14 protein-coding genes are annotated in these 22770 nt (G+C 68.2%); 6 read left to right on the top strand and 8 right to left on the bottom strand.

Annotated features, from left to right (window positions below; all coding sequences use genetic code 11):
* Positions 1-305: 305 nt before the first annotated feature.
* The 3 genes from ACIPM1_RS28765 to ACIPM1_RS28755 all read left to right on the top strand — a co-directional run bounded on the left by ACIPM1_RS28765 (position 306) and on the right by ACIPM1_RS28755 (position 4219).
* A complete protein-coding gene (locus ACIPM1_RS28765) occupies positions 306-671 on the top strand; it encodes a hypothetical protein (RefSeq protein WP_402439479.1) in 366 nt (121 codons plus the stop codon).
* Positions 668-1831 (top strand): caspase domain-containing protein, encoded by a 1164-nt coding sequence (locus ACIPM1_RS28760; protein ID WP_402439477.1) that lies wholly within the window; start codon positions 668-670, stop codon positions 1829-1831. Before ACIPM1_RS28765 ends, ACIPM1_RS28760 begins: the two co-directional genes overlap by 4 nt.
* A gap of 453 nt (positions 1832-2284) precedes the next feature.
* A complete protein-coding gene (locus ACIPM1_RS28755; RefSeq protein ID WP_402439475.1) occupies positions 2285-4219 on the top strand; it encodes a serine/threonine protein kinase in 1935 nt (644 codons plus the stop codon).
* A gap of 1444 nt (positions 4220-5663) precedes the next feature.
* On the opposite strand, the gene ACIPM1_RS28750 is transcribed toward ACIPM1_RS28755, so the two are convergent.
* Positions 5664-6488, bottom strand: a complete 825-nt coding sequence (locus ACIPM1_RS28750; RefSeq protein ID WP_402439474.1) for an RNA polymerase sigma factor — start codon at positions 6486-6488, stop codon at positions 5664-5666.
* A gap of 137 nt (positions 6489-6625) precedes the next feature.
* Between ACIPM1_RS28750 and ACIPM1_RS28745 the strand changes: the two genes are divergently transcribed.
* The 3 genes from ACIPM1_RS28745 to ACIPM1_RS28735 are packed head-to-tail and all read left to right on the top strand — an operon-like array spanning position 6626 to position 8646.
* On the top strand, positions 6626-7045 hold the full coding sequence (locus ACIPM1_RS28745; RefSeq protein ID WP_402439472.1) for a hypothetical protein: 420 nt from the start codon (positions 6626-6628) through the stop codon (positions 7043-7045).
* A 5-nt stretch (positions 7046-7050) separates the two neighbouring features.
* On the top strand, positions 7051-7791 hold the full coding sequence (locus ACIPM1_RS28740; protein WP_402439470.1) for a hypothetical protein: 741 nt from the start codon (positions 7051-7053) through the stop codon (positions 7789-7791).
* A gap of 30 nt (positions 7792-7821) precedes the next feature.
* Entirely contained in the window at positions 7822-8646 is an 825-nt protein-coding gene (locus ACIPM1_RS28735) for a hypothetical protein (RefSeq protein WP_402439469.1), read from the top strand.
* Positions 8647-9152: 506 nt separating this feature from the next.
* Here ACIPM1_RS28735 and ACIPM1_RS28730 read toward each other — a convergent pair.
* The 7 genes from ACIPM1_RS28730 to ACIPM1_RS28700 form a co-directional block, all read right to left on the bottom strand.
* Positions 9153-10901: a UvrD-helicase domain-containing protein gene (locus ACIPM1_RS28730; RefSeq protein ID WP_402439467.1), complete on the bottom strand. Its 1749-nt coding sequence runs from the start codon at positions 10899-10901 to the stop codon at positions 9153-9155.
* A complete protein-coding gene (locus ACIPM1_RS28725; RefSeq protein WP_402439465.1) occupies positions 10898-12781 on the bottom strand; it encodes an ATP-dependent nuclease in 1884 nt (627 codons plus the stop codon). The genes ACIPM1_RS28730 and ACIPM1_RS28725 overlap by 4 nt, the downstream gene beginning before the upstream one ends.
* Before the next feature lie 470 nt (positions 12782-13251).
* Positions 13252-15717: a Z1 domain-containing protein gene (locus tag ACIPM1_RS28720; protein WP_402439464.1), complete on the bottom strand. Its 2466-nt coding sequence runs from the start codon at positions 15715-15717 to the stop codon at positions 13252-13254.
* A gap of 297 nt (positions 15718-16014) precedes the next feature.
* The gene (locus tag ACIPM1_RS28715; RefSeq protein ID WP_402439462.1) at positions 16015-20067 is read right to left on the bottom strand and encodes a trypsin-like peptidase domain-containing protein; all 4053 of its coding nucleotides are present in this window, start codon (positions 20065-20067) and stop codon (positions 16015-16017) included.
* Entirely contained in the window at positions 20064-20396 is a 333-nt protein-coding gene (locus tag ACIPM1_RS28710) for a CU044_2847 family protein (RefSeq protein ID WP_402439460.1), read from the bottom strand. Before ACIPM1_RS28710 ends, ACIPM1_RS28715 begins: the two co-directional genes overlap by 4 nt.
* Before the next feature lie 640 nt (positions 20397-21036).
* A complete protein-coding gene (locus ACIPM1_RS28705; RefSeq protein WP_402439458.1) occupies positions 21037-21711 on the bottom strand; it encodes a hypothetical protein in 675 nt (224 codons plus the stop codon).
* Between the two features lie 252 nt (positions 21712-21963).
* Positions 21964-22407 (bottom strand): DUF6415 family natural product biosynthesis protein, encoded by a 444-nt coding sequence (locus tag ACIPM1_RS28700; protein ID WP_402439602.1) that lies wholly within the window; start codon positions 22405-22407, stop codon positions 21964-21966.
* Positions 22408-22770: the final 363 nt, after the last annotated feature.

The raw sequence follows: 22770 nt of genomic DNA, 5'->3' as shown, positions 1-22770 counted from the left end.
GTAGGCGGCGGGAGGCCCCGTCCTGCTTGTGCTGCTTGAGGTTGAGTTGCTGTCAGCTCTAATCCTTCCGTTGACGGTCCGCTGCGGGCCCGCTCGCGAGTGGGCCGGCAGTTGGGGCTGGTGGCGCCATGTGCTGTCTGACAGGTCGTAGTTGGGTGCCCGGCTCGCTCAGCTTCTTTGCCTGGACCACGCCCCCGCCCGTCCTGCACCGGTGTGCCGGCTTCGGGTCGGGTGGGGTTGGTCTGCGGTGGTGGGGGATAGGTCTGTGTCGTTGTCGCGGTGGGCGGTGCGGCCAACGGGGAGGAATGCGGGTGCAGTTCGAGGTGCGGGTGGGGTCCACTGTGGGGGAGCTGCGGTCGTTGCAGGGCTGGTTGCGGTCGGACCCGGACATCCGCCAGTCGGTCGGGGTTGAGGTGCGGGGGAGTGTGCCGGGGCCGGGGGAGATGGGTTCGGCGTTGGATGTGCTGGAATTCGTGACGGGGAACGGGTGGAGCGCGGCGTCGTTCGTGCTGGCGGTGGTGTCGTGGCGGCAGACCCGCTCGCAGCGTCCGCGGGTGGAAATCCGCCGCGGGGACACGGTGATCGCTCTGACGGACTGTTCGCAGGAAGAAATCGAGCGGGCGACACGTGCACTGGGCTCCGCCGAGCGGGATGGACAGGTGGGGCGGTGAGTGCGCTTCCTGATCCGGGAGCCTCTCGGGCGGTCCTGGTGGGTACGAGCCGCTACCACCATCTCGAGCAGTTGCCGGCCGTCGCGAACAACCTCCACGCGCTTGCTGCGCTCCTGCGTGGACCGCTGTTGCTGCAGCTGCCTGACCAGCATGTGACCGTGCTGGAGGAGCCGGAGACGGCGCATGCCGTGGTGGGCGCGGTGCGGCGGGCGGCTGGCGAGGCCACGGACACGCTGATCCTGTATTTCGCCGGTCACGGACTGGTCGACGACCAGGACGAGCTCTCTTTGGGCCTGCCGCAAAGCGAGGCCGGCTGTATCGAGACAGCCCTGCCGTACAACTGGCTGCGCCAGGCGCTGCTAAGGGACTCCCGGGCAGAACGGCATGTGGTGATCCTGGACTGCTGTTACAGCGGTCGGGCGCTCGGCCGGATGAGCGGGGAGACGGGGCTGGCGGATCATGCCGTGGTCGAGGGCAGCTTCCTGCTGGCCGCCGCAGCCGAGACCCGCACGGCCAGTGCTCCGGTCGGGTCCACCTACACGGCTTTCACCGGCGCGCTGCTGGAAACGCTGCGCGAAGGCATTCCGGGCGGTCCCGCCCTCCTGGAGCTCGGAGCTGTCTACCGGCATCTGCGCGTGACACTGGAGGCACGTGGACGTCCGGTGCCACAAGCCCGGGACCGTAACAGCGGGGCCGGGCTCGCGCTCGGACGCAACCACGCATATCTGCCCGCCGTCCCAGCGGCTGCGGCCGCCCCACGCGACGTGGGTGGGGGTGCGGGGGAGCGGTTGTGGCCGGACCCGGGGGCGATCCGCACCGGCACCGGGTTCGTCACTGCTCTCGCTCAGGTCCGTGTCGTCAGTGGGCTGACGCAGCAGGCCGTCAGCGTCCGTTCCGGCGGACGCATCTCAGCCAGTACGGTCAGCCGTCTGCTCAACCGCGACACGCTGCCCGCCCGATGGCAGACAACCGGCGTATACCTTGCAACCTGTGGTGTTCCTGACGAGCAGGTGACGCGGTGGCGGGCCGTGTGGGAGCGCCTGCGTACCGAGACGGCGTCAGCGGAGCCGGCCGTTGGCAGACCGGTCCGAGCCGAGCCAGGTAAGCGGACATTGCGGGAGCGTGCGTTCCCCCTCGCGCGCCGGGGGCGGGGTCACTGACCAGCCGCGGCGGGGGCTGAGCTGCTCGACGGGTGGGGCTGGGGGGTGTTCCCCGTAGCGTCGGACTTGTCGCCGAACAGAGTGTTCCATCCGGCGATGGCCAGCAGAACAGCTACGAGGACCACCCCCATGGAGGGCTTCTTCCACTGGCTGGATGCCGTTGACGGCTTCACGTAGTGCCCTGCCCGGTAGTAGCCCTTGCGCATCTTCGCCACGCTGCAACCCCCGCCTCGTGTGACTACTGTTGGGCAGGAGTCTCGCACCGAACGGACAATGTTGTTTCGTGAACGGTTGAGCACGACTGATTCTGCATGATTGCCACATGTGGGCTCCCACGATCAGGGACGGTCGGTAACAAGCCTGCAAAATCGGGCTGTTACCCCTCCTGGTGGTTTGCTGCCCGGTACCTCTACTCGGCTGCCTGCCCGTCGCGGAGCCAACAACGTTCCGGACATGTATCGGGGCCGCGAGACGGAGAACAGCAGCAACGTGGGCGGGGGTTTGCGGCCCGTCACCCGCGTGCGCGTTGAGACTGTCGTGCGTGAGTGTGTTCCGGCAGTTCCTGTGTCACTGGGGCGTTGTGGTGGGCGAGGCCCAGGCGGATCCCGGTCGGCGCCGGCTGGCTGGCGGGTTCGGCGTTCGTCGTTAGGGTTCGCATCGCGTGCGTATGCGGTGTGGACGGGGGTTGGGGGCGTGTCGGTGGTTGCTGGTCGTTGTGCTTCGGATCCGGGGCGGATCGGGCGTTACCGGGTGGTCGGGGTGCTGGGTGCGGGTGGGATGGGCACGGTGTACGCCGGCGTGGGGGAGCGAGGTGAGCGGGTTGCGGTGAAGGTCGTGCATGCCGCGCAGGCGGCGGATGTGCAGTTCCGGGCCCGGTTCCGCCGCGAGGTGCAGGCGTTGGGGCGGGTTTCGGGCCCGTGCCTGGTGCCGCTGCTGGAAGCCGATCCCGAGGCGGAGACCCCGTGGCTGGCCACCGCCTACGTACCCGGCCCCACCCTCTCCCAGCACACCGCGGTGCATGGGCCGCTGGCCGGGATCCAGCTGCACCTGTTCGCCGCAGGCACCGCCGGAGCACTGGCGGCTGTACACGCCGCCGGGGTGGTCCACCGCGACCTGAAGCCCGCGAATGTAATCCTGGCCCCGGACGGGCCGCGGGTGCTGGACTTCGGCATCGCCCACGTCGCCGACGGCACTGCGGTCACCCGCACCGGCGTACTGACCGGGACCCCGGGCTGGCTCAGCCCCGAGTACTACCGGGACGGGACCGCCGGACCGCCCGGTGATGTCTTCACCTGGGGGGCGCTGCTCGCCTTCGCGGCCACCGGACGCCACCCCTTCGGTACCGGCAACGCTGAGGCCGTCGCCTTCCGTGTTCTCAACGGCGAGCCCGACCTCGCCGGCGTTCCCGACGAGCTGGTCAGTGTGGTGGAGGCTTGCCTCGCTAAAGACCCGGCCCACCGGCCCTCCTGCGCCGCCGTCGCGGAGCAGACCGCCGAACTGCTCGGCGAGCAGGCAACCCAGGTCCTCGGCGCGTTCCACGACCTGCCCACCGAAGTGTCGAACCTGCTCGCCGAGCAGTGGCACCCCCCGACCGTCGAAGACGCCCCCTGGCCCACTCCCATAACTCGCCGTCCCAGCAGGCGTGCCTGGATCACCGTCGCCGCGGTCGCCGTGTTCGCCGCGTCCGCAACGGGCACCTGGCTGGCCCTGGTTTCGGGGCATGCCCAAGCACGCGGCGACCACCCCTCGCAGGCGGCCGCGGCCCACTCCATCCCCACCGTCGAACCGGCCGCCTCCAGCTCACCCACCGGCCGCCCCTCCACCTCCGTCCCGTCGCAGGCCCCGAGTGCTGCGGTCTCGTCTGTGGAGGTGAGGCAGACGCAAGTTGTCACCCTCAGCCCCTGGTCCCTGGACGGCACCCCGGCGAGCGGCATCACTATCACCGGCCGTGCCACCGGCTCCTGCTTCGGGACCGCCGAATCCACCATGCGCACGGACGCCTGGCGGTGCACCGCCGGCGACCGGCTCTTCGACCCGTGCTTCTCCCCAGACGCGAATCCCGAGGACACCAGTGCACTGTGCTGGGACGGATCCCCCAACCGCATGGTCGAACTCTCGGTCCCGCAGGGCTTTCCCGGCAACAACAACCACATGCCCGGCGGTCCCGACATCGAACCGATCTCCCTGGTCCTGGCCAACGGAGCCCGCTGCTCCTTCATGAGCGGCGGCACCTCCAGCTTGGCGGGGCAGCGGCAGAACTACGGCTGCGACGACGGCGGCTCTCTGTATGGCTCTCCGAACAAGACGACAGCGTTGTGGACCATCTCCTATGCCGCTCCCGACAGTGGCATGAGCGTCTCCACACCGATCACTACGGTCTACCAGTAGTCCGTTGGCGGGGCGTTGGGCTGGCGCGGCGGTGAGCGGTCGAAGCCGTCTCCGATGGCTCTGTCCGGGAGAAATGGGCAGCAGTCGTGGACCGGTTGGGGTAGTAGTCAACGCCTGCCCTGCGGCCACCCCGCCCGATCCGAGGTCACGCACCCCGCCCTCGCCCACACGACACCGCAGCCCGAGCCTGCGAGCGGGCACCCCGCATCCTCATCCACCCACCCCCAGTGGTGGCGTTGAATGATGCGCCTGCCCGGCGGGGTGTGCTTGGTCGTCGACTCGCTGTCGCGGACCGCTGCGGGAGACCCTCGATCCGGACGTACGGGGCGAGTGTCTCTTCCTCCAGGAGCCGCCGCAGGCTGCGCCGGGCCCTGACCGGCAGCGTCCCCCGGTCCAGCGCCCGCTCCAGCTCCCGCGCATCATGTACAGCTGACGCCGACGGGTCGCTCCGGCTCCCAGGCCGTCGAGGAACTGGTCGAGCGCGCGGACCGAGGGAATCTTCGACGTCTGCACGCCGCGATTGTCGCGCACGGGAGCGGGCCGGCCTGGGAGACGGCCGAGTTTCTGGACCCCCGATGCACGCACGCGTACAGGCACGAGGAGGCACCGCCGATCAGTGCCCCGCCGTGGGCGGTGATGCTGGCGCCGACGGGGCGATCCCGCTCCCGTTCGGTGCCGAAGTCGGAGGAGGTGTGTGGTCCCCGCCGAAGATGAGCACCAGCGCGGTCAACACCGAGGCGGCAGCCACGATGGCGCCGACGATGTCACCCTTGCCCGCGCTGTCCTGTCGGGTCGTGTGCTTATGGACGAAGTAACCCACGACACAAGCGCCCACCAGCAGGACGCCGCCGAGAGGGTCGATGTTCACAGTCAAGAGTCGGTCTCTCGCTCGCGGGTCCATTCGGACCCTGGCCGAGGAGTCCGCGGGCGCGGCTCCAACCTTCCGGCGGGGAAAGCAGGAGTCCGACAGCAACGATGCCCAACTCTTTTCGAGTTGGGCATCAGGCCAGCATGCGTGGTGTCCCGGGTGCCCTGCCGAAGGACCCGGCGACGTGCCGGGTTCGTTCGGGCAGGCAGGTCCTCGGACTTCTCCGGCCAGGGAGGTTCACCGTTGTGAAGTTCCGGATTTTCACCGGTATTATCCTGCGACTGCTCAACTCCATTGTACCGCTGGGCCGGTAGGTGGCGGGACCACACCGGGCCGTCCGGTGCGCTGTGGTCTCCAGCGGGTTCTCGGCCCCGGGCCGTCTCCGCTACATATGGGGGCGGCGGGGTCAGTCAGACGGCGGCCCGCCGCTGCCCGGTCCCAGCAGCATGTAGAGGAGTGTCACCACACCCACGCCCACCAGCAGGGCGGCGCCGGCAGCCGGGTGAAGGTACGCGATGTATACGACAAATGCTCCGACGAGGAGAAGGACAAGGACGCGCAGGTCGAGGGGGCCGTTCACCGGGTCACCGCCGTGCTGACCGAGGGGACAACGATGAGGCCGGCTGCCGCGAGCTTCCGGGCACGGCCCCGGACCCGGCTCAGGCGCCGCTCGACCGTCTTTCGTGTGGTTCCGAGCGTCTGCGCGATCTCTTCCTGGGTGCCCCCGCTGGTGAGCATCGCTTCGCAGACCGCCCGCTCCTCCATCGACGCCTTCGCCAGAATGATGCTCAGGCTTTCCCGCAGTACGGTCCGTTCTTCGGGACCGGGCGGGGGGATGAGGTCCCACATGTCCCAGTCGGCGTTGTACACCGCGATCGATTCGCCCAGGACCTCGCGCAGGCGTCGCCGGTGGCCGGTTGCCCACTGGCGGTAGGCGCTCCGGAAGAAGGGCAGAGTGATGTGCATGAAGAAACTGGTCAGATTTCTGCCGCCCTCGGGGTCCCACTGGGGCAGGCAGCGCTCCAGGTAGAAGGGGATCGCCTTGGCCAGGCAGTCGATCGCGATGTCCTCGCGTACGTCCGCCCGACGCATGATCTCCTCGACCTCGGTGTACGGCGCCGGGAAGCGGACGTGGCGCTCCCGGCACCGGGCGATGATCGAGCCGTCCTTCATCCAGGCCCGTAGCACGTTCCATCCGTACCGCCAGAGCCGATCCCGGAGCATGGTGAGGTGAGGGCTCTCCCTGAACTCGTCGGCCTTGAGCCGCGCGAACAGTTCCCGGTCGGCGGCTCGCTGCTCGGCGGCCCGGTCGGTGAGGAGGGGCCCGGGCGGGGTGGCTGTCGGGACGGCTTCGGTGGACACAGTGAACACTCCATCTCGTACTAAGGGGTTGTAGCGCACGGAGTAGTGAAAAAAAGAGGGGGTCCTCCCCCGCGAAATCACGGACCAAATTCGGAGGGGACCGCCGGGCAGCCCATGGACCACGGATACATGCTCGGGTCCGTGAAAGTGCTTAAATCCGGTAAAAGGGCTTTCTCATGCCAGATGGGCAGAACACGGTTGAATCGGTCGTCACTCCGGCAGCGCCAGCCCGACCGGAGGAGTACGACACCGCGACCCGGGCCGCGCTCGACCACATCGACCGCCAGGCTGTGCGCACGGTCGCTGACGGCCGCCCGTCAAGCACCCGCCGAAGCTACGCGCAGGATTGGGTGAGCTGGACGAAGTTCTGCGCCGACTCTGGGGTGCCGGAGCTCGCCGTCACCCCGGGCACGCTGGTGATGTTCGTCGAGTGGCTGGGGACCCAGCCCGGCGGGAGGAAGGGGACGTGCTGCACCGCGCCGTCGACCATCGACCGCCGGATCTCCGGCACCGTGGTGACCGCGCGCGCGGAGCATGGCGTGCGGCTGGAGGACGGCGTCGCCCGGCTCGCCCGCAACCGGCTCAAGCAGTTGTGAAGGAGATGGAGGATAACGGGGAGACCCGCGGTCGGGGCCAGGCCCCGCCGCTGCTCGTCGAGCACCTGGTGAAGATCAGCGCCGCCTGCCCGGACAACCTCACCGGCATCCGCGACCGCGCCCTGGTCCTCGCCGAGCACCTGCCCGCTGCCGTCATCGCCGCGCCGGACAACCGGCTGGGCATCCGCGACCGCTCCATCGGGCTGACCGCGTTCGCCATCGCCGGGCGCGAGCACGAGGTCGCCTTCCTGCGGGTGCGCGACTTCGTTGTCACCGAGCACGGCACGGAGGTCGACGTCTGGGTATCGAAGATCAAGCCGCGCAAGGTGAAGGTGCCGTTCGGCTCCCGGCCGAGCAGCTGCCCGGTGCGCGCGTGGCGGGCCTGGAAGGAGTCGGCCGGCCTGACCGACCCCGACGACTTCGCCTACAAGCCGTTGCATAACCGCTGGCACACCGTCATGGGCGGCGGGCTCGACCCGGAGACCATCGGCGACGTCATCACCCGGCTGGGCAGGTGGGCCGAGCTGGACTTCCGGCCGACCGGGCACTCCCCGAGCCGCGGGCTGGCCACCAGCTCCAAGCGCGACGGCAACGACCGGAAGGTCATCGCCAAGCAGGGCGGATGGGTCGAGAACAGCGCCGCCATGGAGGGGCTACTTCGAGGAGGGCGACGGCTGGGAGGAGAACGCCCTGGTCAAGGTGCTGTAGGACAGGCGCTCCGGCCCGCCGGTCATCCCCATGGTTGAGTATCCAGACCACTTGGGGAGGGGAAAGCGATGAACGAGGCCGGTCCAGAGTTTCCCGCAACGTTCGACCAGGAGTTCGTCCGGCAGGACGGACACCACGGCTACTTCGGCAGGAACGTGCTGAAGGGGCTGGTGGACGGGATGGAAGGCTTCCTGGACGAGAAGCGGCGCACGCCGGGGTTCCGGAGCATGGGGCCGGTGGCGCTGGGCGCGTTTCTCTGGCTCGACGATCCGGAGCTGGCCGCCTGTCTCGCGCGCTTCTCCCACACCTGCGTGGTCGTCTCCAAGCAGGGGCGCAGCAAACGCGACCTGGAGAAGCTGGGCAAGCTCAAGCCGTTTGCCGACGGCGACAACGGAATACTGGCCAGTGCCTTCGCCGAGTTGACCGGCCTGGACTGGCGGGAGAACGACCGCGCCAAGGTGCTGGGGCCGGGCTCACCGATGCCCGGCCCGGTGATCCCGCCACTGCGGACCATCGGGTTCCGCCGCCAGCCCAAGGGGGACATGGTGCCCTTCCTCCACACAAAGATCATGTTGCTCGGCGAGATGTGGTGGCACGACGAGGATGCCCTGGGCGGCGTCGCCGATGTCTTCGGCTTCCGCCCGGAACGGCTCTGGGTGGGCAGCGCGAATGCAACTCACCGGTCCAGGAGCAGTCTGGAGTTCGGGATGTGGCTCGACGACCCGCAGGCCCTGGAGGCCGCGCAGACTTTCCTGGTCCAGCTGATGGCGCACTCCGAAGCCCTCGACCCGGACAGCGACCTCTTTCAGCCAGAGCTGCTGCCCGTGGATTTCGACGACGAGGCGTTCGCCGAGTACGTCGCGGAGTACGGGTGGGGCGGCCCCGACGCCTGAACAGCGGGCACCTTCCCGTGGAGTCGGCCACCAGCACGGCGCCGGGCGATCGACTGCCCGGCGCCGTGTGCCAGCCATCACGCGCGTTGGTCGGGGGTCGGGGGCTGGTCGTTGGGCCCGCCGCCGGTGAATCACAGGGTGCGGACCATGTCCGCCGCCGCCCGGCGCCGAGCGGGCTTCTTCCCGTACACCGCGGTGAGCGACAGCAGAACGATCAGCAGTTGTCGGACCTCTCATCAGCGTCACACGCTGACCCGGCTGGGCGACACTCTCGCCGGCAGCACCTCCTGGGTGGGATGCCACGCCCCGCCTTGAGCAGGGCCTGTGTTGTCCCCGCGGCCGTTGGGCCGAGTCCGCCCCGCTCACCCCGCAATCAGCCCAGCAATGATCTTGGTATCTCACGCACTCGATCCCTCCTGACCTGGAGAAAAACGCCAGTGCGTGATCGACACCACAACGATCCCACCATGGTCCCCGCCGTGGGAGGGGACCGACAGCACCAGGACTCATGCGACGCGGACCGGTACCTGGTGGCTGGCCAGCAGCCGGGCCAGCGCATCGGTCTCCTGTTCGGGCACGGCGACGGCGGCCAGGCGGCGGGCGCGGGTGACGGCGACGTACCAGACGCGCAGCACCTCGTCGGTGGCCGGGTCCGCGGTGGCCCAGCGCTGGACGCTTCCGGCATCGGGCAGCAACAGCAGGACGCCGTCCGCTTCGTCGCCCTTGAGCTGGTGGACGATATTGGTGCGCATGCCGGTGGCTGGTTGGGGGCGGGACAGGGTGGGTTTTCCAGCAGGCCGGCCCTTTCCGTTCTGCGGAGCGGCCCCGGGCAGAGCAGGCCAGGCCTTCATGGCCTGCCACACCTGCGGACCCCATTCCTTGTGGGGCGCGGGCAGGCTGTGCAGGAACGCGAAGGCCGTGCGGTTGACCTGGCCGGCCGCGAGGCGGTGGGCAGCCACGATGCGGTCGGGGCCGCCAGCTTGGCCCGGGTACCAGTAGCCGAATAGGACACGCACGGCGATCGCGCAGGCGCGGGCGAGGTCGTCGCCGGAGGCGCCCGGGGTGTGGGCGACGGTGCGGGCCCAGGCCAGGCTGGTGATCATGTTGGTGTTGGGCTTCTCTCGGGTGACTCCTGGCAAGGTGGCGTACTTGTATGCGGTCACCAGGCAGTTCTCTGCCGGAACGGCGTACTCCTCGGTCAGCGCCCGGAAGGCGTCGACGATGCCGGTGCTGGTCGGGGAGTGCAGGTGGCGGCTGCCAGCAGCGGCGAACTGGGTGGGCAGCAGCAGGACGGGGACGTCGTCGTCGCGCACTACGGACGTGTCCGGAGGGCGCTGCCCCGTGCGCAGGGTGGCCGCCAGTTGGCAGATGACAGGGGAGCTGCGCCAGTTGCCGGTCAGGCGGTGCGGGGTGGGGGACAGGCGGGCCGCGAAGGCCCCAAGCGCCTGGGGCTCGGCGCCCCGCCAGGCATAGATGGCCTGGTCCGGGTCACCGACGAGGACCAGCGGCAGTCCGGCATCGTGCAGCAGTTGAAGGATCGCCAGGTCGGCGGCGGAGCAATCCTGCGCCTCGTCGACGATGATTTCCGCGAACCGGGACCGCAGCGGGGGCAACAGCCCTGCGGCGACCTCGGCGTTGCGCAGGTTCCACAGGGCCACTGCCCGCACTTCGTGGCCGGTGAAGTACCCCTGCTCGCACCACGACTTGCGGGTGGCGAGGATCTTCTCCTCCCACACCGTGCGGTGGTAGGAGCTGCCGTCGATGAGCTGGCGGGTGTCGTAGTCGAGCTTGTCCCAGGCAACCAACCCGTGCGCCGAGTTGTGCGAGGGGTCCAGAGTCATGGGGAAGCGGTGCAGGGGGATCTCCCGGTCCATGCCTTCCACCAGGGCCTTAATGTTCGCCCATGACTCCAGCAGGCGGGGTACTGGATCGGGCTTTCGCCGCGGCTTGACCAGGAACTCCCACAAGAACGAGTCGAGCGTGCCGATGAAGTGCGGCGCCTGGACCAGGTCGGCGCGGCCCGCCTGGCGGCAGCGGCGGGCCATCTGATCCCGCGCCACCCGCGTGAACGAGATCAGGGCCCGGCCCTTGCGCAGCAGCCGCCTGGACGACTGCAGATGCCGGCTGGTGATCACATACGTCTTGCCCGCGCCTGGGCAGGCGGGCACGAAGGCAGGTGCAGCTACGGCCACGGCGTCCTGCTGCTGCGTCTCGGCGGCCGCACGCACCGCAGTCTTCTGCTCCGGAATGGTCATGGCGTGCCCACCGCAGGGGTCTCGGCGTCGGGAGCGGTGATGAAGCCGATGGCGTTCGCGAGATAGGTGGGCACGGTGAACGGCACCGTTCGATCGGCGAGTACGTCGGCGAGCTGTTGTGCGAACTCCCCCTTGGAGATCGGTGTCCCCTTCGCGAGCTCTCCGTCCGCTCCGGTAACCGTCCGGCTGGTCTTCGGGACGAACAGCTCCCCGAATGCCAGAGCGGGATTGTCCGCCTGGGCGACCTGCTCCCAGCGCGCTTCCGAGCGCGGCGCGCAGCGGATGAACGCCGCCCGCAGGGCGGTGATGTTGTCGTCCGACCACAGGGCAGGCTCCAGCGTCCGGGGCGCCGCGGCCAGGTGCAGTGCGCCGGGAGAATGCCAGCGACGCGGCAGCTCCCGCAGGGACTGAAGCCGTGCCGGTTCCGGTTCCCCGGGGGCCACGTCCGTGTCGGTGATCAGTGCCACCCGCCGTCCCAGACAGATGCCGTCGACGGGTGCCAGCAGCACCCGCAGATAGACCTCGAACCCGACACCGTCCACGATCACCCGCGTGGTGCCGAAGAACCGTTCCACCGCCTCGAACGCCTCCCGCTTCGCTGGCGCGTCGGCGTCCTCGTCGGCGGCGAGGACGCGCTCGGCCAGGGCTGGAAGCAGCAGAAGCTCGGAAATGCCCTCCACCAGGATCGCACGTGAGGAGAACAGCAGGGCACTCTTTGTGGCGTCCAGGTAGCGGTCCAGATGCCGCACCCGGTCCGGGTTCAACTGCAGCCGAGGGATGGGCAGCGGCCGCGCCTGCCAGCCGTCCGACAGCTCGCCCGGACAGCGCGCCATGACTACCAGGTCTTCCACGCTGGCCGCGGCCGACAGGATGGGGGAGTGGGTGGTGACCACCACCTGCAGATGCCCGGCCGGCTGAGCCGGGTCGTCGACAGGCCGGCGTCGCGAGGCCCGCGCCCGCTGCTGCAGATACCGCAGCAGCAAGGTCTGCAGTTGCGGATGCAGGTGTGCCTCGGGCTCCTCGACCAGCAGCACGGTCAGGTCGGCCTCGGCCGCCGCATCTAGCTCCGCCATCACCGTGGCGATGAACAGGGTGTTGGCGTAGCCCAGCCCCGACGCCGACAGCGGAAACGGCTGCGCGGAGACATCGCCCAACAGCACACGCAGGGACCGTGCGATCGACGCGAACGTGGGTTCGGCCAGGGCCAGTTCACTCATTTGGGGATGCGCACCGACCGTCAGGTCCCGCAGCGGCTCATTGATCTTCTCGCTGACTCGGACCACGTCTGGATCCGCGGCCACCTTCTTCAGTTCGGTGCCAATCCGTTCCACGAAGGCATCAACCTGCTCGTCGTCCCCCAGCAGCCCGCGAAGGATCATCCGCACCCGGTCCCCGCCGGCCGAGGCCAACTCCCGCTCCGCGTCGCGCAATGCTGGCAGGTAGACATGCCGCACACCACCGCGCGCGGGAGGCTCGCCCGTGACCGGAAGGCCGGCGCCCTGCGCCCAGACGGTGCTCCCGCGTCGCCCGCCCGTCTGCGGTGGTGTCCAGGAAACCTGCCATCGCGCGGTACGGCTCTCGGGAGACCCCTCAGGCAGCAGCGCCTCCAGATACGCACCGCTCTGCTGTGGGCCGATGCTGGCCACCTCCATCTGCAGGCTGGGGCAGCCCAGTTCGGCAGCGGACTTGAGGACGTCGGCTTCTTCGAAATAGCGCACCCGGCGTCCGTCCAGAGGATCCGTGAGCAGACGCATCACATCGATCACGCTGGACTTGCCCGCGTTGTTCTCCCCCACGAGGATGGTCACTTCCGGCCGCAGCGGAATCCGTACCCGCTCGCACGACCGGAACCTCTCCACCAATACTTCGGACACGTACACCGCTCGTCCCCCATTTCTGCCATGTCACCTCGAGCGATGATGATCAGCAGATGATGATAAGCGGTGTAGGACCAGGTCTGGATGCTGGTTCAATATTCGTCGTCGGCGAGATCGGTGAGCAGCCCCAATCAGGGCTCGTAGCGCAGCGGAGATTCCACGCGAGGAACACGATCGGCTGGCCCTTGAGGTGTGGGCACTGCTCTGCGGCTGTCCGCGCGTGTGCGGGGCAGGGGGTGGTTGCGCGGTGCGCACCGCCGCGTCCCGCCGAGTGCACTTCCCTCGGGTCGGCTAAAAAAGGGAAAAACGCCGTGGCGGGTGCGGGCCGGCTGTGCGCAGGTGCGCGGGATCGCAGCAGATCAGCTCATGCGTGGATGTCGCACGGCAGTAGCCCCTTCTGGAGCTCCCGTATCAGGCTGACACCCAGCATTAGGACCAGAAGCGCGTTCACCGGCGCGCAGCTACTGGGGCAACTAAACGATGGAGTCGGTAGTGAGGGGCTCGGGGAAGATGATGCCGACGCCGATGACGTGTTCTTCGGCGTTCAGGGGGGCCCGCTGCGCCCGTCCTGGTCCGGGTGCGGAGGTTTTGTCGATGGGATACAGGGCGAGCAGGCCGGTGTCGGGTAGCTGCGCACGTCGCGCCTCTGCTATGGCCTGTTGGTGGGGGTAACCGGTGTCGCCGGCAAGGTCGACGGCGGCGTCCCGCGGGCCCATCAGCGTCTTGATATCGGCGAAGTCAGCCTGCGGCGAAGCAACGTTGAGTTGGGAGCGGATGATTCGACCGACCGTGATGTGGTCGGCGAAGGTCAGGGTATCGTCGCCGGTTCCGGCTGGCTTCCCGAGGATGGCTACGTTCCACTGCCGCAGCGAGTGGGCTCTGGCGTTGCGCTTGCGGATGTAGTCGATCAGGAGACCGGGGTCGGTTTCGGGTGACTTTTCGTGGAAGTGGTAGGTGGCGAGAAAGTCGATGATCAGGTCGCTAGGCAGGTTGAAAAAGACGTAGCGGCCAAGATCGGGGCATGCCTGGATGTGGGCAGCTTGGAAGGTTGAGGCAGTAATGAGGGTGCGTGCCGCCTCGAGGTTGGCGTTCAGCCAGTCGGCGTTGGTGTGAAAGTAGCGGGTTTGCACTCGTCGGCCGCCGTAGGAGATGGACGGCAGCGGCTGGCCCTGCTTCGCTGCCTTGATGATGCGCAACTTGGGATGAGAGCGCACGCGCGTGGCGAGGCTGAGCGGAGTGATATCGTCCCCGATCGCACGCTCCAGTTGGAGTCGTAGTTCCGTCTCGGCATCAACGATTTCGCTCCACCAAGCGGCCAGTTCTTCGGTCATCCAGATCCGTGGCAGGTCGGCGTAGCCGGTGCGGATACCGAACCATCGTTCCATCTGTTGCAGGGTGTCGTAAGCGGAGACGGCAGTGACGTAATACCCCACCGACATTCCCTCAAGTGCCAAACCCCCGCGGGTTAGTGGTGTGCCGCCTACCACGATGGCGGTGAGGGGACCGGATTCGCCGAGGTGATCATTGCTGCTGGTGTCGGTGATGATACGGCAGTCCTGCAGCACCGTGGGCAGGTGCGCGAGCAGTTGGTCAAAGCTGACTGTCTCCTCACCGAAGTCTTCGGCCGCGACCCGCTGCGTTTCCTGCTGCCATATCTGACGCAGGTGGGCGAGGTAGGACGGGGTCGACAGCAGCTGGGCCGTGCGTGTGCGCAGCGCTCGCAAAGGGGCCAGGAAGCTACTGTGCACGGTGGTGTTGACACTGGTGTGGATCAGCATCGTGTTCTGCGGGCTGCCGCTGCCGCGGACTGTGCGAGCAGCCGCGACCATCCAGAAGTACTCCACAGCCTGATACAAGCTGGCCGGCAGCTGGGGAGCGAAGTCCTGCACTTCCGCCCGGGACATGGGCCGTAGCTGCGGTACCTCCGATTCAGGGATCGACCGGATCATGTCGTAGCCGTCATCGGCCAGTTCTGAGTCGTCCTCCTCACGCGCATAGCGACCGAAGAGGACCTCGGGGCCCGTGTAGTGGCCAGGCCGCGGCAGAGCGACGATGAAGTCCTTGGGGAAGAGATCTGCAGCGCCCGGCTCAAGCAGGAGTCCATTGAGGGGAGTGCTGACGTATCCCACGTATGCGACTCGCGGAAGAGTCCGCAGAATGCCGCGGACACGCGGGGTGATGCTGGTTGACGTCACAGAAGGCTGATTGGCCTCCGTATCGATGACCAGCGCAGGAAATTCGTGCAGAAGGTCTGACGTGCAAGTAAGCCAGTCGACCAGCCTGCGCAACACCGTTGCGTTCTTTTTCACTACACACAACACCGGGGCGCTGTGGGCGTTTAGTATGCTGGCTGGATTTCCCGGCAGTGGTTGGAAATCCTGCTCGGTAGTGGTCAGTTCCAGCCAACGTGAGGGATGAGGCTGAATGAGCTGTTGTTTCAGCCGCTGCTGGATCTGTTGGCGCAGCGCATTGTGAAGGCCGGACAAGACGATGAATAGCCGGTAACCCCGGTCGGCTGCCTTAGCGATCACTGCCGCGATGTTCGTCGTCGTCCCGGACTGCGGGTAGGTCAGGACCATGCCGCGTGTGGAGAAGGACGGCTCCTTCGGGTGGGACAGGTGGGCTACGACACGCGAGGAGCCAGCATCGAGGTCAGCAAACGCTGAACTGTGGGTTGTGCCTGGATTCAGCTGGGTGACGAGCGCCGGCCAGTAGGTGTCGGTGGCGTGTGGTCCGGCGTACCAGGTGGTGTGTGGGGAGAAGGCGTGCACCTGCATCCGTGCCAGCTGCGCGTCCACCTCCTTTTGGTGGGTGTGGCGGAAACGAAGCTCGTCAATGTCAGCCGGGTCAAGACCGAACTGTTCAAGGCGTGCCACGGGCTGGGAAAGGTCCAGTACGAGCCGGAATGTCTCATACAGGGCATCGATGTTTTTGGTCATGCGCTTCGGCCGTGCCCCCTTCGCATCCCCTGCGGTTGGCGTCGTTTCTGCCAGTGGGCTACTGCTCGCTGTGCCTGGCACTCTGTGTCGGCACTGCCGCCGCTCGTTTCTACCGATTCGCGCCATGCCTCGCGTTGCGGGACCTGCCGGACCTTGGGCGCTGCGACCCTACGGGTACGTGCCCTCAGGCCGCTTCCGCTTTCCATAACACCATGGCGGGCCAACGGTGTTGTCGCGGATCTGCGGCATTGCCTCGGAATGGTCCACGCTCTCACGCGTGCTGGCACGACAGGCACCTCACTCAAGAGAAAGGGCCAGAAGGCCATCGGTGAGTCCTACCACGACGAGATCACCACAGTCCGCGATGGCCCCTGCGGGAGAGTGCACCGCTACCGTCATCACCGCGCGCTGCCCTTGCGGGTCCCATACGCGCACGGTGCGATCGTCGCTGGCTGAGGCGAGCTGGGTCCGCTGGCCCAGGGTTACTGTGACCAAGGTGGTGATCTTGTCGGTGTGTCCGTTGAAGCGGTGGATTGGCTCACCCGTGCGGGGGTCCCACAGCTGGATGGTGCGGTCGTCGCCGGCGCTGGCGAGCAGTGTCTGTCCCTGCGCATGTACGGCAGTCAGGGCCGTTACGGCTTCGGCATGCCCCTCCCACACGTTCCGCCGGTGCTGGCGGTGGGCATCCCACAGGCCGATGCTGCCGTCCTCCAAACCGACGGCCAGGAGCTGTTGGCCGTTGACCATGATGGTGTCCATAGCCAGGACAGGGCTCTCCCAGGGGACTTGTGTCTCATAGCGCCCCTGGGTGGCGGGATCCCACAACCGGATGGTGTGGTCGTTGCTGGCGCTGGCCAGCAGCGTGCGTCCGAGTACCGTCACGGGGCACAGCGCTGTGACGGTGTCGTCGTGGCCGGTCAGGGTCCGCAAGAGTTTTCCGCTTGCTGGGTTCCATACGCGGATGCGGAAGTCGTCACTGCCGGTAGCGAGATGGGGCTGGCTGCCTATGTCCAGCGCACACATTGAGCGCACCCGGTCTTCCAGCACTGTGACGACGGCACCGGTGGTGACGTCGCGCACGCGTACGAGATCGTTGTTTTCTGCCGAGGCCAGCAAGGGATGGGCGTCGTTGGGGATGGCGCATACGGCGGTGACCGCTCCCACCTGGTCGACGGCGGGCATTGGGGGGCCGGCTTGGGCATCCCACAGGCGGATTGCGCTGTCGTTGCCCGCGCTGGCCAGCAGGGTGTGTTCCGCCCCTGCAAGCACGCATATGCTGGTGACCCAGTCGGTGTGGCCGTCGAATCCGTGCACAATCTGGCAGCTGCGGCTGTCCCACAAGCGCACCGCAGTGTCGTGACCGCCGCTGGCCACCAGAGTGCGCCCACCCACAGGAAACGAGGTCAGCGCACGCACCCAGTCCGTGTGCTGCGCGATCGTGTGCACGATGGAGCCCTTCTGCGGGTCCCACAGGCGGATCACTTGGTCATTGCCCGCAGTAGCCAGCAGCGTCTGCTGGCCCACAGCCACGGGGCACAGGGCGTTAATCCAAGCGGTGCCTGTGTCAAGGATCTGCACACCGCGCCCGGAAGCGGGGTCCCACAGGCGGATGGTGCGGTCGGTGCCGGCGCTGGCCAGGAGCGTTTGGTCGCTATCGGTGAGGCAGGCCAGCGCCCGGACGGGCCCAGTATGTCCCGTCAGTACATGCAGGGGCTCTCCGGCGTCGACGTCCCATAGACGGATGGTGTGGTCGTTGCTGGCGCTGGCTAGCAGCGTCCGATCACCCACCGGAACCGGACATAGGGCGTTGATATAAGCGGCATGCACACCAAAGGCGCGCATACTGTGCCCGGTAGTGACGTCCCATAGGCGGATGGTGTGGTCGGTGTCGGCGCTGGCCAGGAGCGTTTGGTCGCTATCGGTGAGGCAGGCCAGCGCCCGGACGGGCCCGGTGTGGCCGGCCAGTACGCGCAGGGGCTCTCCGGTATCGACGTCCCATAGGCGGATGGTGTGGTCGTTGCTGGCGCTGGCTAGCAGCGTCCGATCACCCACCGGAACCGGACACAGCGCATTGATCCAGGCCGTGTGTCCTTCCAGCACGATGTCCTCCGCATGCGGCGCACCGACCGCCCACACCGCTCGATACGGAGCAGGGCCGTGCCGGTCCCTGTAGGACCGTCCCAGCTGCTCCCGTGCTTCAGTGACGGTGAACAACGCGATCCGCTCCCTGGGGCCTGCCTCCAGTGCCTGCGGCGTCTTGCGCAACAGTCGAGCCCGAGCCCGCCCCGTAGTCGACAGGGATGCCTTCGCAGCCGGCACCAACCGACGTAAATCGGCGTGGAGGGGATAGGCATCGTCGTTGAGGAGTTCGTCGATGATGCCGCCGCGCGCCGCATGGCCCGGCAGCGAGCGCAGCAGGTAGCTCGGTGCAGTAGCCCACTGGGAGCCGGCCGCACGCATCAACGCGCGCGCAATGACCCGCTCATCGTGCACCGACGTCGCTGACGTGGCTCGATGGCTGAGGAGGGCCTCGTTCAAGGCCTGATGGAACAGGCGGAAACTGCCTGCCAGGGACGTTGCTCCGCTCGATTCGACCAAGAAGTTGGCAGCCGCCGACCGCGCGAAGCCATACAGCTGGTGCTCATCCACCCATCGCCCGGTCATGGCGTGTACCACCCACCGCCACAACACGAGGGTGAGCCCGGGGGACTCCGCATACGCTAAAGCGGTCAGCAAATCTTCGGCCGACACCCCTTGGAGGCTGGGTAGGCGGGAGAGATAGTCCCGCAGTGCCGCCTCCACGGTGGCGGTGTATCGCAGCTGCTCCACCGCAACGGCGTCACGGTCATGCATGCCGTGGGAGCGGGCGACCAGACCAGCAATGAGGAAGTTGCCCTGGGCCATGCCAGCGATGCGCTCCGCCACGGTCGTGGCGATCTGCGCGTCGTTGTAGGGGCTGTCGGCCCGCTCGTCACCGACCAGCTGCAAAGTCGCCAGTGCGTAGGCAACGAGGTCCTCCTGGGCAAAGAACTCCGGCCGGTCGAGATCAATGACGTGCAGGGCGCTCTCGAAGGGCGCCAGAAGATCCCCGGCATCGTCGACGCGGCGACTGCCCACCACCACCCGCACGTCCAAGTCCGCGCACGTCTCCGCCAGGGCTATCGCCATTTGCAGGATCTGGCGTGCCTGCTCCGGTGCGGTCGCCTCATCCAAGGCGTCGATGACCACGCAAAAGCTGCCTCGCGCATCCGCTGCCAACGTCTCACGCAGCAGGTCCGGCAACCCCTTGGCCACTTCAGGCAACGGGGCAGAGGCAGCAGTGGCGATCTCACGTGCCACTTCCACCGCCGTCTTGTCGCGGGCGTGGACGGCGCAAGCCACCGACCCCACCGGCGCCCGCACCGCTCTATCCTCCGCAGGCAACGCTGCGGCGATCTGCGCATCAGCGGTAGTCACCACGCGGCCCAACACTGCGGACTTGCCCACCCCGGGAGATCCCGTCACGAGCAGAACTTGGCGTCGGTCCGGTACCTGTGCGGTCATCCAGTCGACCACCGCGCTGAGCGCGGCGCTGCGGCCACGAAAGCGGAATCCGCGCTCGGCATCCGTACTCACCCCCCGCGCACGCGGGCGCCAATGCCGCCCCGACTCCGCATCCCCCGCAAGCGTCCACCCCCACGAGGACAATGCCGCATCCCCGGCCGCCTCCACCGACCAGTCGGTCAACAGGCGGAGTTTCTCGTGCGGCAGCACCGAGTCAATCGCCCTCAGCGTCAACGCCCGGGCATCCCCCGAACCACTGCGGGCCTGTCCCACCAAGCCCACCACGGCCTCGTAATCGGCCGACCACAGCGCCGCACCGCTGTAGCCAGGTTGAACCGGATAGCGCGACTCGGTATCCAGCCGCACCCACCCATAACCGAGCGCCTCACCCACACTCCCGGCCGCCGAGTTACCCAACACCCCATCAGGAAAGCCGAACGACCACCACGAGCTGTCAACCAGGTCACCTGCAGCCGGACGCCGTAGCCGCGCCGCATACTCCAGCGCGACCTCCTCCTCCAAAACCAAGACCGCCACGTCCTGGACTTCTTGTAGCGCAACCGGAGGCGCCACGACCTGCTCGACCCGCAGCCGCAGGTGCATCAGCTCCTCAGCCTTAGGAAAGGCTATCCAGAGATCACCCCGCACCTGCCCGCTGGAATGGACTACATGAGCGCAAGTCAGCACTCGGCGGGCATCGATGAGAACCCCCGAACCCAATGGCCGCGCGGCATCCGCAGCCTGGTGAATGGCCGTCACCCACGTATCCGACAGTGGGCGCTCACCCGGCCGGTGCCGCTCCGTCATGCCGACGTATCGCCCTCGTCCCCGTCCCGACCCGCGCCCGGACGCCAGATGAGCTTCACACCGAAGTTCGCCTCCGACGCAGCCTTGGCCACCAGCCAGTTAGCCGTGCCGTTGACCTTGATACCGAACGTCACTTCCACCTCGGCCGGCCGCAGCGAAGCGATCTGCGCCAACACCCTCTGTGCCGCCTCCACCGCCGGTCGCGCAGCCTCATCAACCCTGCTCACTACCTGGTCAGTACTGACCTGCCGCCATTCGTCCGTCGGCTCAATCTCGAACTGGACTACCGTGTCCGCATCGAGCTCATACGACACCACATGGGATGCCACGTATCCCCCTCGTCCCCTGCATCTGGACACAGACGGTACCTGCTCCCCGACGCTCGCGCTGACCGGCGTCCGTTCTTCCGCCACATGCGCCACAGCAGCCGCTGCGTACGCCCGGGAACGCTGTTGAGGAGCCCCGTTGCCCATGGGATGGGCGGCTCTGGCTTTTAGGCGCTGCCCGACCGCAGGACGGGCCCAAACGCCCTCCAAACGGTGCCGCAACGAGCTGGTGCACGTCGCCTCCCCTTCTTCTGGAAGCAGGTGAGGCCCGGGGCCGGAGGCGGGGTGAGGGGCGGCCGGAAGCCGCGCTGCCCGATCGCGCTCCGGTCGTGCCTGGGCCGGGGAGTTGGTGCTGCCTGGTCGCCGGGGCTTAAACCCGCTCCCGGCGACCAGGCAGGCTCAAATTGCGGCCCGCCGCGGCAAGGGCCTCGGCTGGGCCGTCGGCGCCGGTGTGGTGGGCGGTTCAGGGGGAACGGGCCCGTACCGGAAGGCCGGTTGTGGGGAGGCCTGGTCCCGGTGCCGGGCCGGGTGGGGGTGGGGTGGGGTGGTGGCCCGGCACCGGGGGGCCCGCTCCTCCCCGTACGCCGGGGGACGCATCGCGGGGAGGTGCGGGCGGCCTGGGGGTGGCCGGCCGCCGGCGGGTCTACGGGCTGGGGAGGTCGTCGAGGGTGAGGACGCTGTAGGCGCGGAGGCGGCGGATCATCTGGGATGCGAGGAACCAGCGCAGTCCGGGGTGCCCGTAAGGCAGTGCGTCGTCGGAGACTGGGAGTGCGCACAGTCCGCTCTCGCCCCACTGATACGGCGTACCGATCACCCCGAACAGCGGTGCGCTCTGCGCGAGGAACACGGTCGGCCGGCCGGCGAGGTGGGGGCACTGCTCGGCGGCCGTCCGGGCATGGGCGGGGCAGACGGGTGGCTGCGCGGTGCGTACCACCGCATCCGCCGAGTGCACTTCATTCGGACCGGCGAGGAAGAGGACTCCGTGGCGGGTGCGGGCCGGCCGTGCGCAGACCTGGCAACGAAGCTGCTCCATGCATTCGCGCTGGCGGGAGGGGTGCACCATCCGCCACCGCGGCGGCCCGGTAGGCCACCCGTCGACGCCGATCTGCTGGGAGCACCGTCCCCACAGCACCCCGCGCAGGTCACGGTCCCTGGGCACTTCGTCCCAGTAGCCCAGCCTCAGCTGCCCTTCCGGGCCGAGACTGCCACGCAGGGATACGAGCAGGTCGGCCTGTTCGCCTTCGCGGCTGGTGATGTAGGGCACCAGCCGCGCGGTGGCACTCGTGGCACTCGTGGCGCGGGTGGGGACGGTGGTCATCGGATGGGGTCCCGTCAGGTTGGGGGAGTGGATGGAGAGGGGGTGGGGTGCCCGCCTCAGGTTCGACCTGTCCAGGGTGGGGGCCTGGGGCGGGCAGCTAGCGAGCCCTGACCAGGTCCCAGCCGGGCAGCGCCAGGCAGCGCCCCGGGGCCGCCGGGGGCGGTGCGTTGCGGCCGGGGCGACGGCGGGTCGGGGCTTGCGGCCCTGAGTCGAAGGGCCACCACGGCACCCCCCGGTGTTCTGCCCGACTGGTCAGTGGCGGCGGATGGTGTGGGCGCAGCGGGTGTGGAGGGTTCCGGAGAGGGCTGTGCCGCCGGAGGGGCTGATGTGGTCATACGGCATCGATGCCTCGCTGTCGCGGATGGGTTGGTCGCAGGCCAGGCACATGACCACTCCCGCGAGGGTCTCCCAGTGGTCGCACAGGGCGGCGAGTGAGCGGGCCAGCCTCCGGGCGTAGGCCACCGCTGCGGACGGGCCGGGGCTGGCGGTGGTGGTGAGTTTCCTGCGGGCTTCGCCGACGCAGGCGAGTGCGCAGTACCGGGGCACGTCGTCGGCGGGCAGTTTCAGGGCAGCCTGCTCGATCCTCGGCGTGATCGATTCGATGTGGCCGCGCAGCACGCCGGTTAGCACAGCCAACTCCTGCGTCTCCGGGATCCCGGCATGGGGCCCGAGAAGCCGGCGGATGCTGTCCCGCATCCCGTCGACGTCCACCGCCTGCGCGCTGGCAGCCGTATCCGGGCTGCCGTTCACTGTGCGGGGCCTGTCGGGCGGTGGAGGGGGCAGGCGCAGGGCGGCAGCCGGGGGCTGAGTAACTCGCCTGCGGGCTCGTATCCGTGGGGGACGGTCACGGTGGCACGCGAAGGGGTCATGGTGCCGTTGCGGGTGACGGTGTAGACGCGCATCCACATCTTGGCGCCTGCTGGGCGTTGCGACGGCCGATGGCTAGGGGTGGTCACCTGGGTGCTCCCTTAGACGTCGTCTCATTTGGTGAGCCTGCGGTAACAGATGAGGCTGCAGGCGATGGCGGTGAAGGCCAGGAAGTGTTCGGCCTTGCGTTCG

The organism is Streptomyces sp. NPDC086766, assembly GCF_044746005.1.
In the GTDB taxonomy this organism is placed as follows: Bacteria; Actinomycetota; Actinomycetes; order Streptomycetales; family Streptomycetaceae; genus Streptomyces.
Note: the sequence above shows the minus strand (reverse complement) of the source record. Positions and strands in the feature narration are given on the sequence as shown.

Bases quoted from the DNA above. Each gene is read 5' to 3' on its own strand.
- ACIPM1_RS28765 (WP_402439479.1), top strand. From the start codon at position 306: ATGCGGGTGCAGTTCGAGGTGCGGGTGGGGTCCACTGTGGGGGAGCTG.
- ACIPM1_RS28755 (WP_402439475.1), top strand. From the start codon at position 2,285: ATGTATCGGGGCCGCGAGACGGAGAACAGCAGCAACGTGGGCGGGGGT.
- ACIPM1_RS28745 (WP_402439472.1), top strand. From the start codon at position 6,626: ATGCCAGATGGGCAGAACACGGTTGAATCGGTCGTCACTCCGGCAGCG.
- ACIPM1_RS28740 (WP_402439470.1), top strand. From the start codon at position 7,051: ATGGAGGATAACGGGGAGACCCGCGGTCGGGGCCAGGCCCCGCCGCTG.
- ACIPM1_RS28735 (WP_402439469.1), top strand. From the start codon at position 7,822: ATGAACGAGGCCGGTCCAGAGTTTCCCGCAACGTTCGACCAGGAGTTC.
- ACIPM1_RS28730 (WP_402439467.1), bottom strand. From the start codon at position 10,901: ATGACCATTCCGGAGCAGAAGACTGCGGTGCGTGCGGCCGCCGAGACG.
- ACIPM1_RS28720 (WP_402439464.1), bottom strand. From the start codon at position 15,717: ATGACCAAAAACATCGATGCCCTGTATGAGACATTCCGGCTCGTACTG.
- ACIPM1_RS28715 (WP_402439462.1), bottom strand. From the start codon at position 20,067: ATGACGGAGCGGCACCGGCCGGGTGAGCGCCCACTGTCGGATACGTGG.
- ACIPM1_RS28705 (WP_402439458.1), bottom strand. From the start codon at position 21,711: ATGACCACCGTCCCCACCCGCGCCACGAGTGCCACGAGTGCCACCGCG.
- ACIPM1_RS28700 (WP_402439602.1), bottom strand. From the start codon at position 22,407: ATGCGGGACAGCATCCGCCGGCTTCTCGGGCCCCATGCCGGGATCCCG.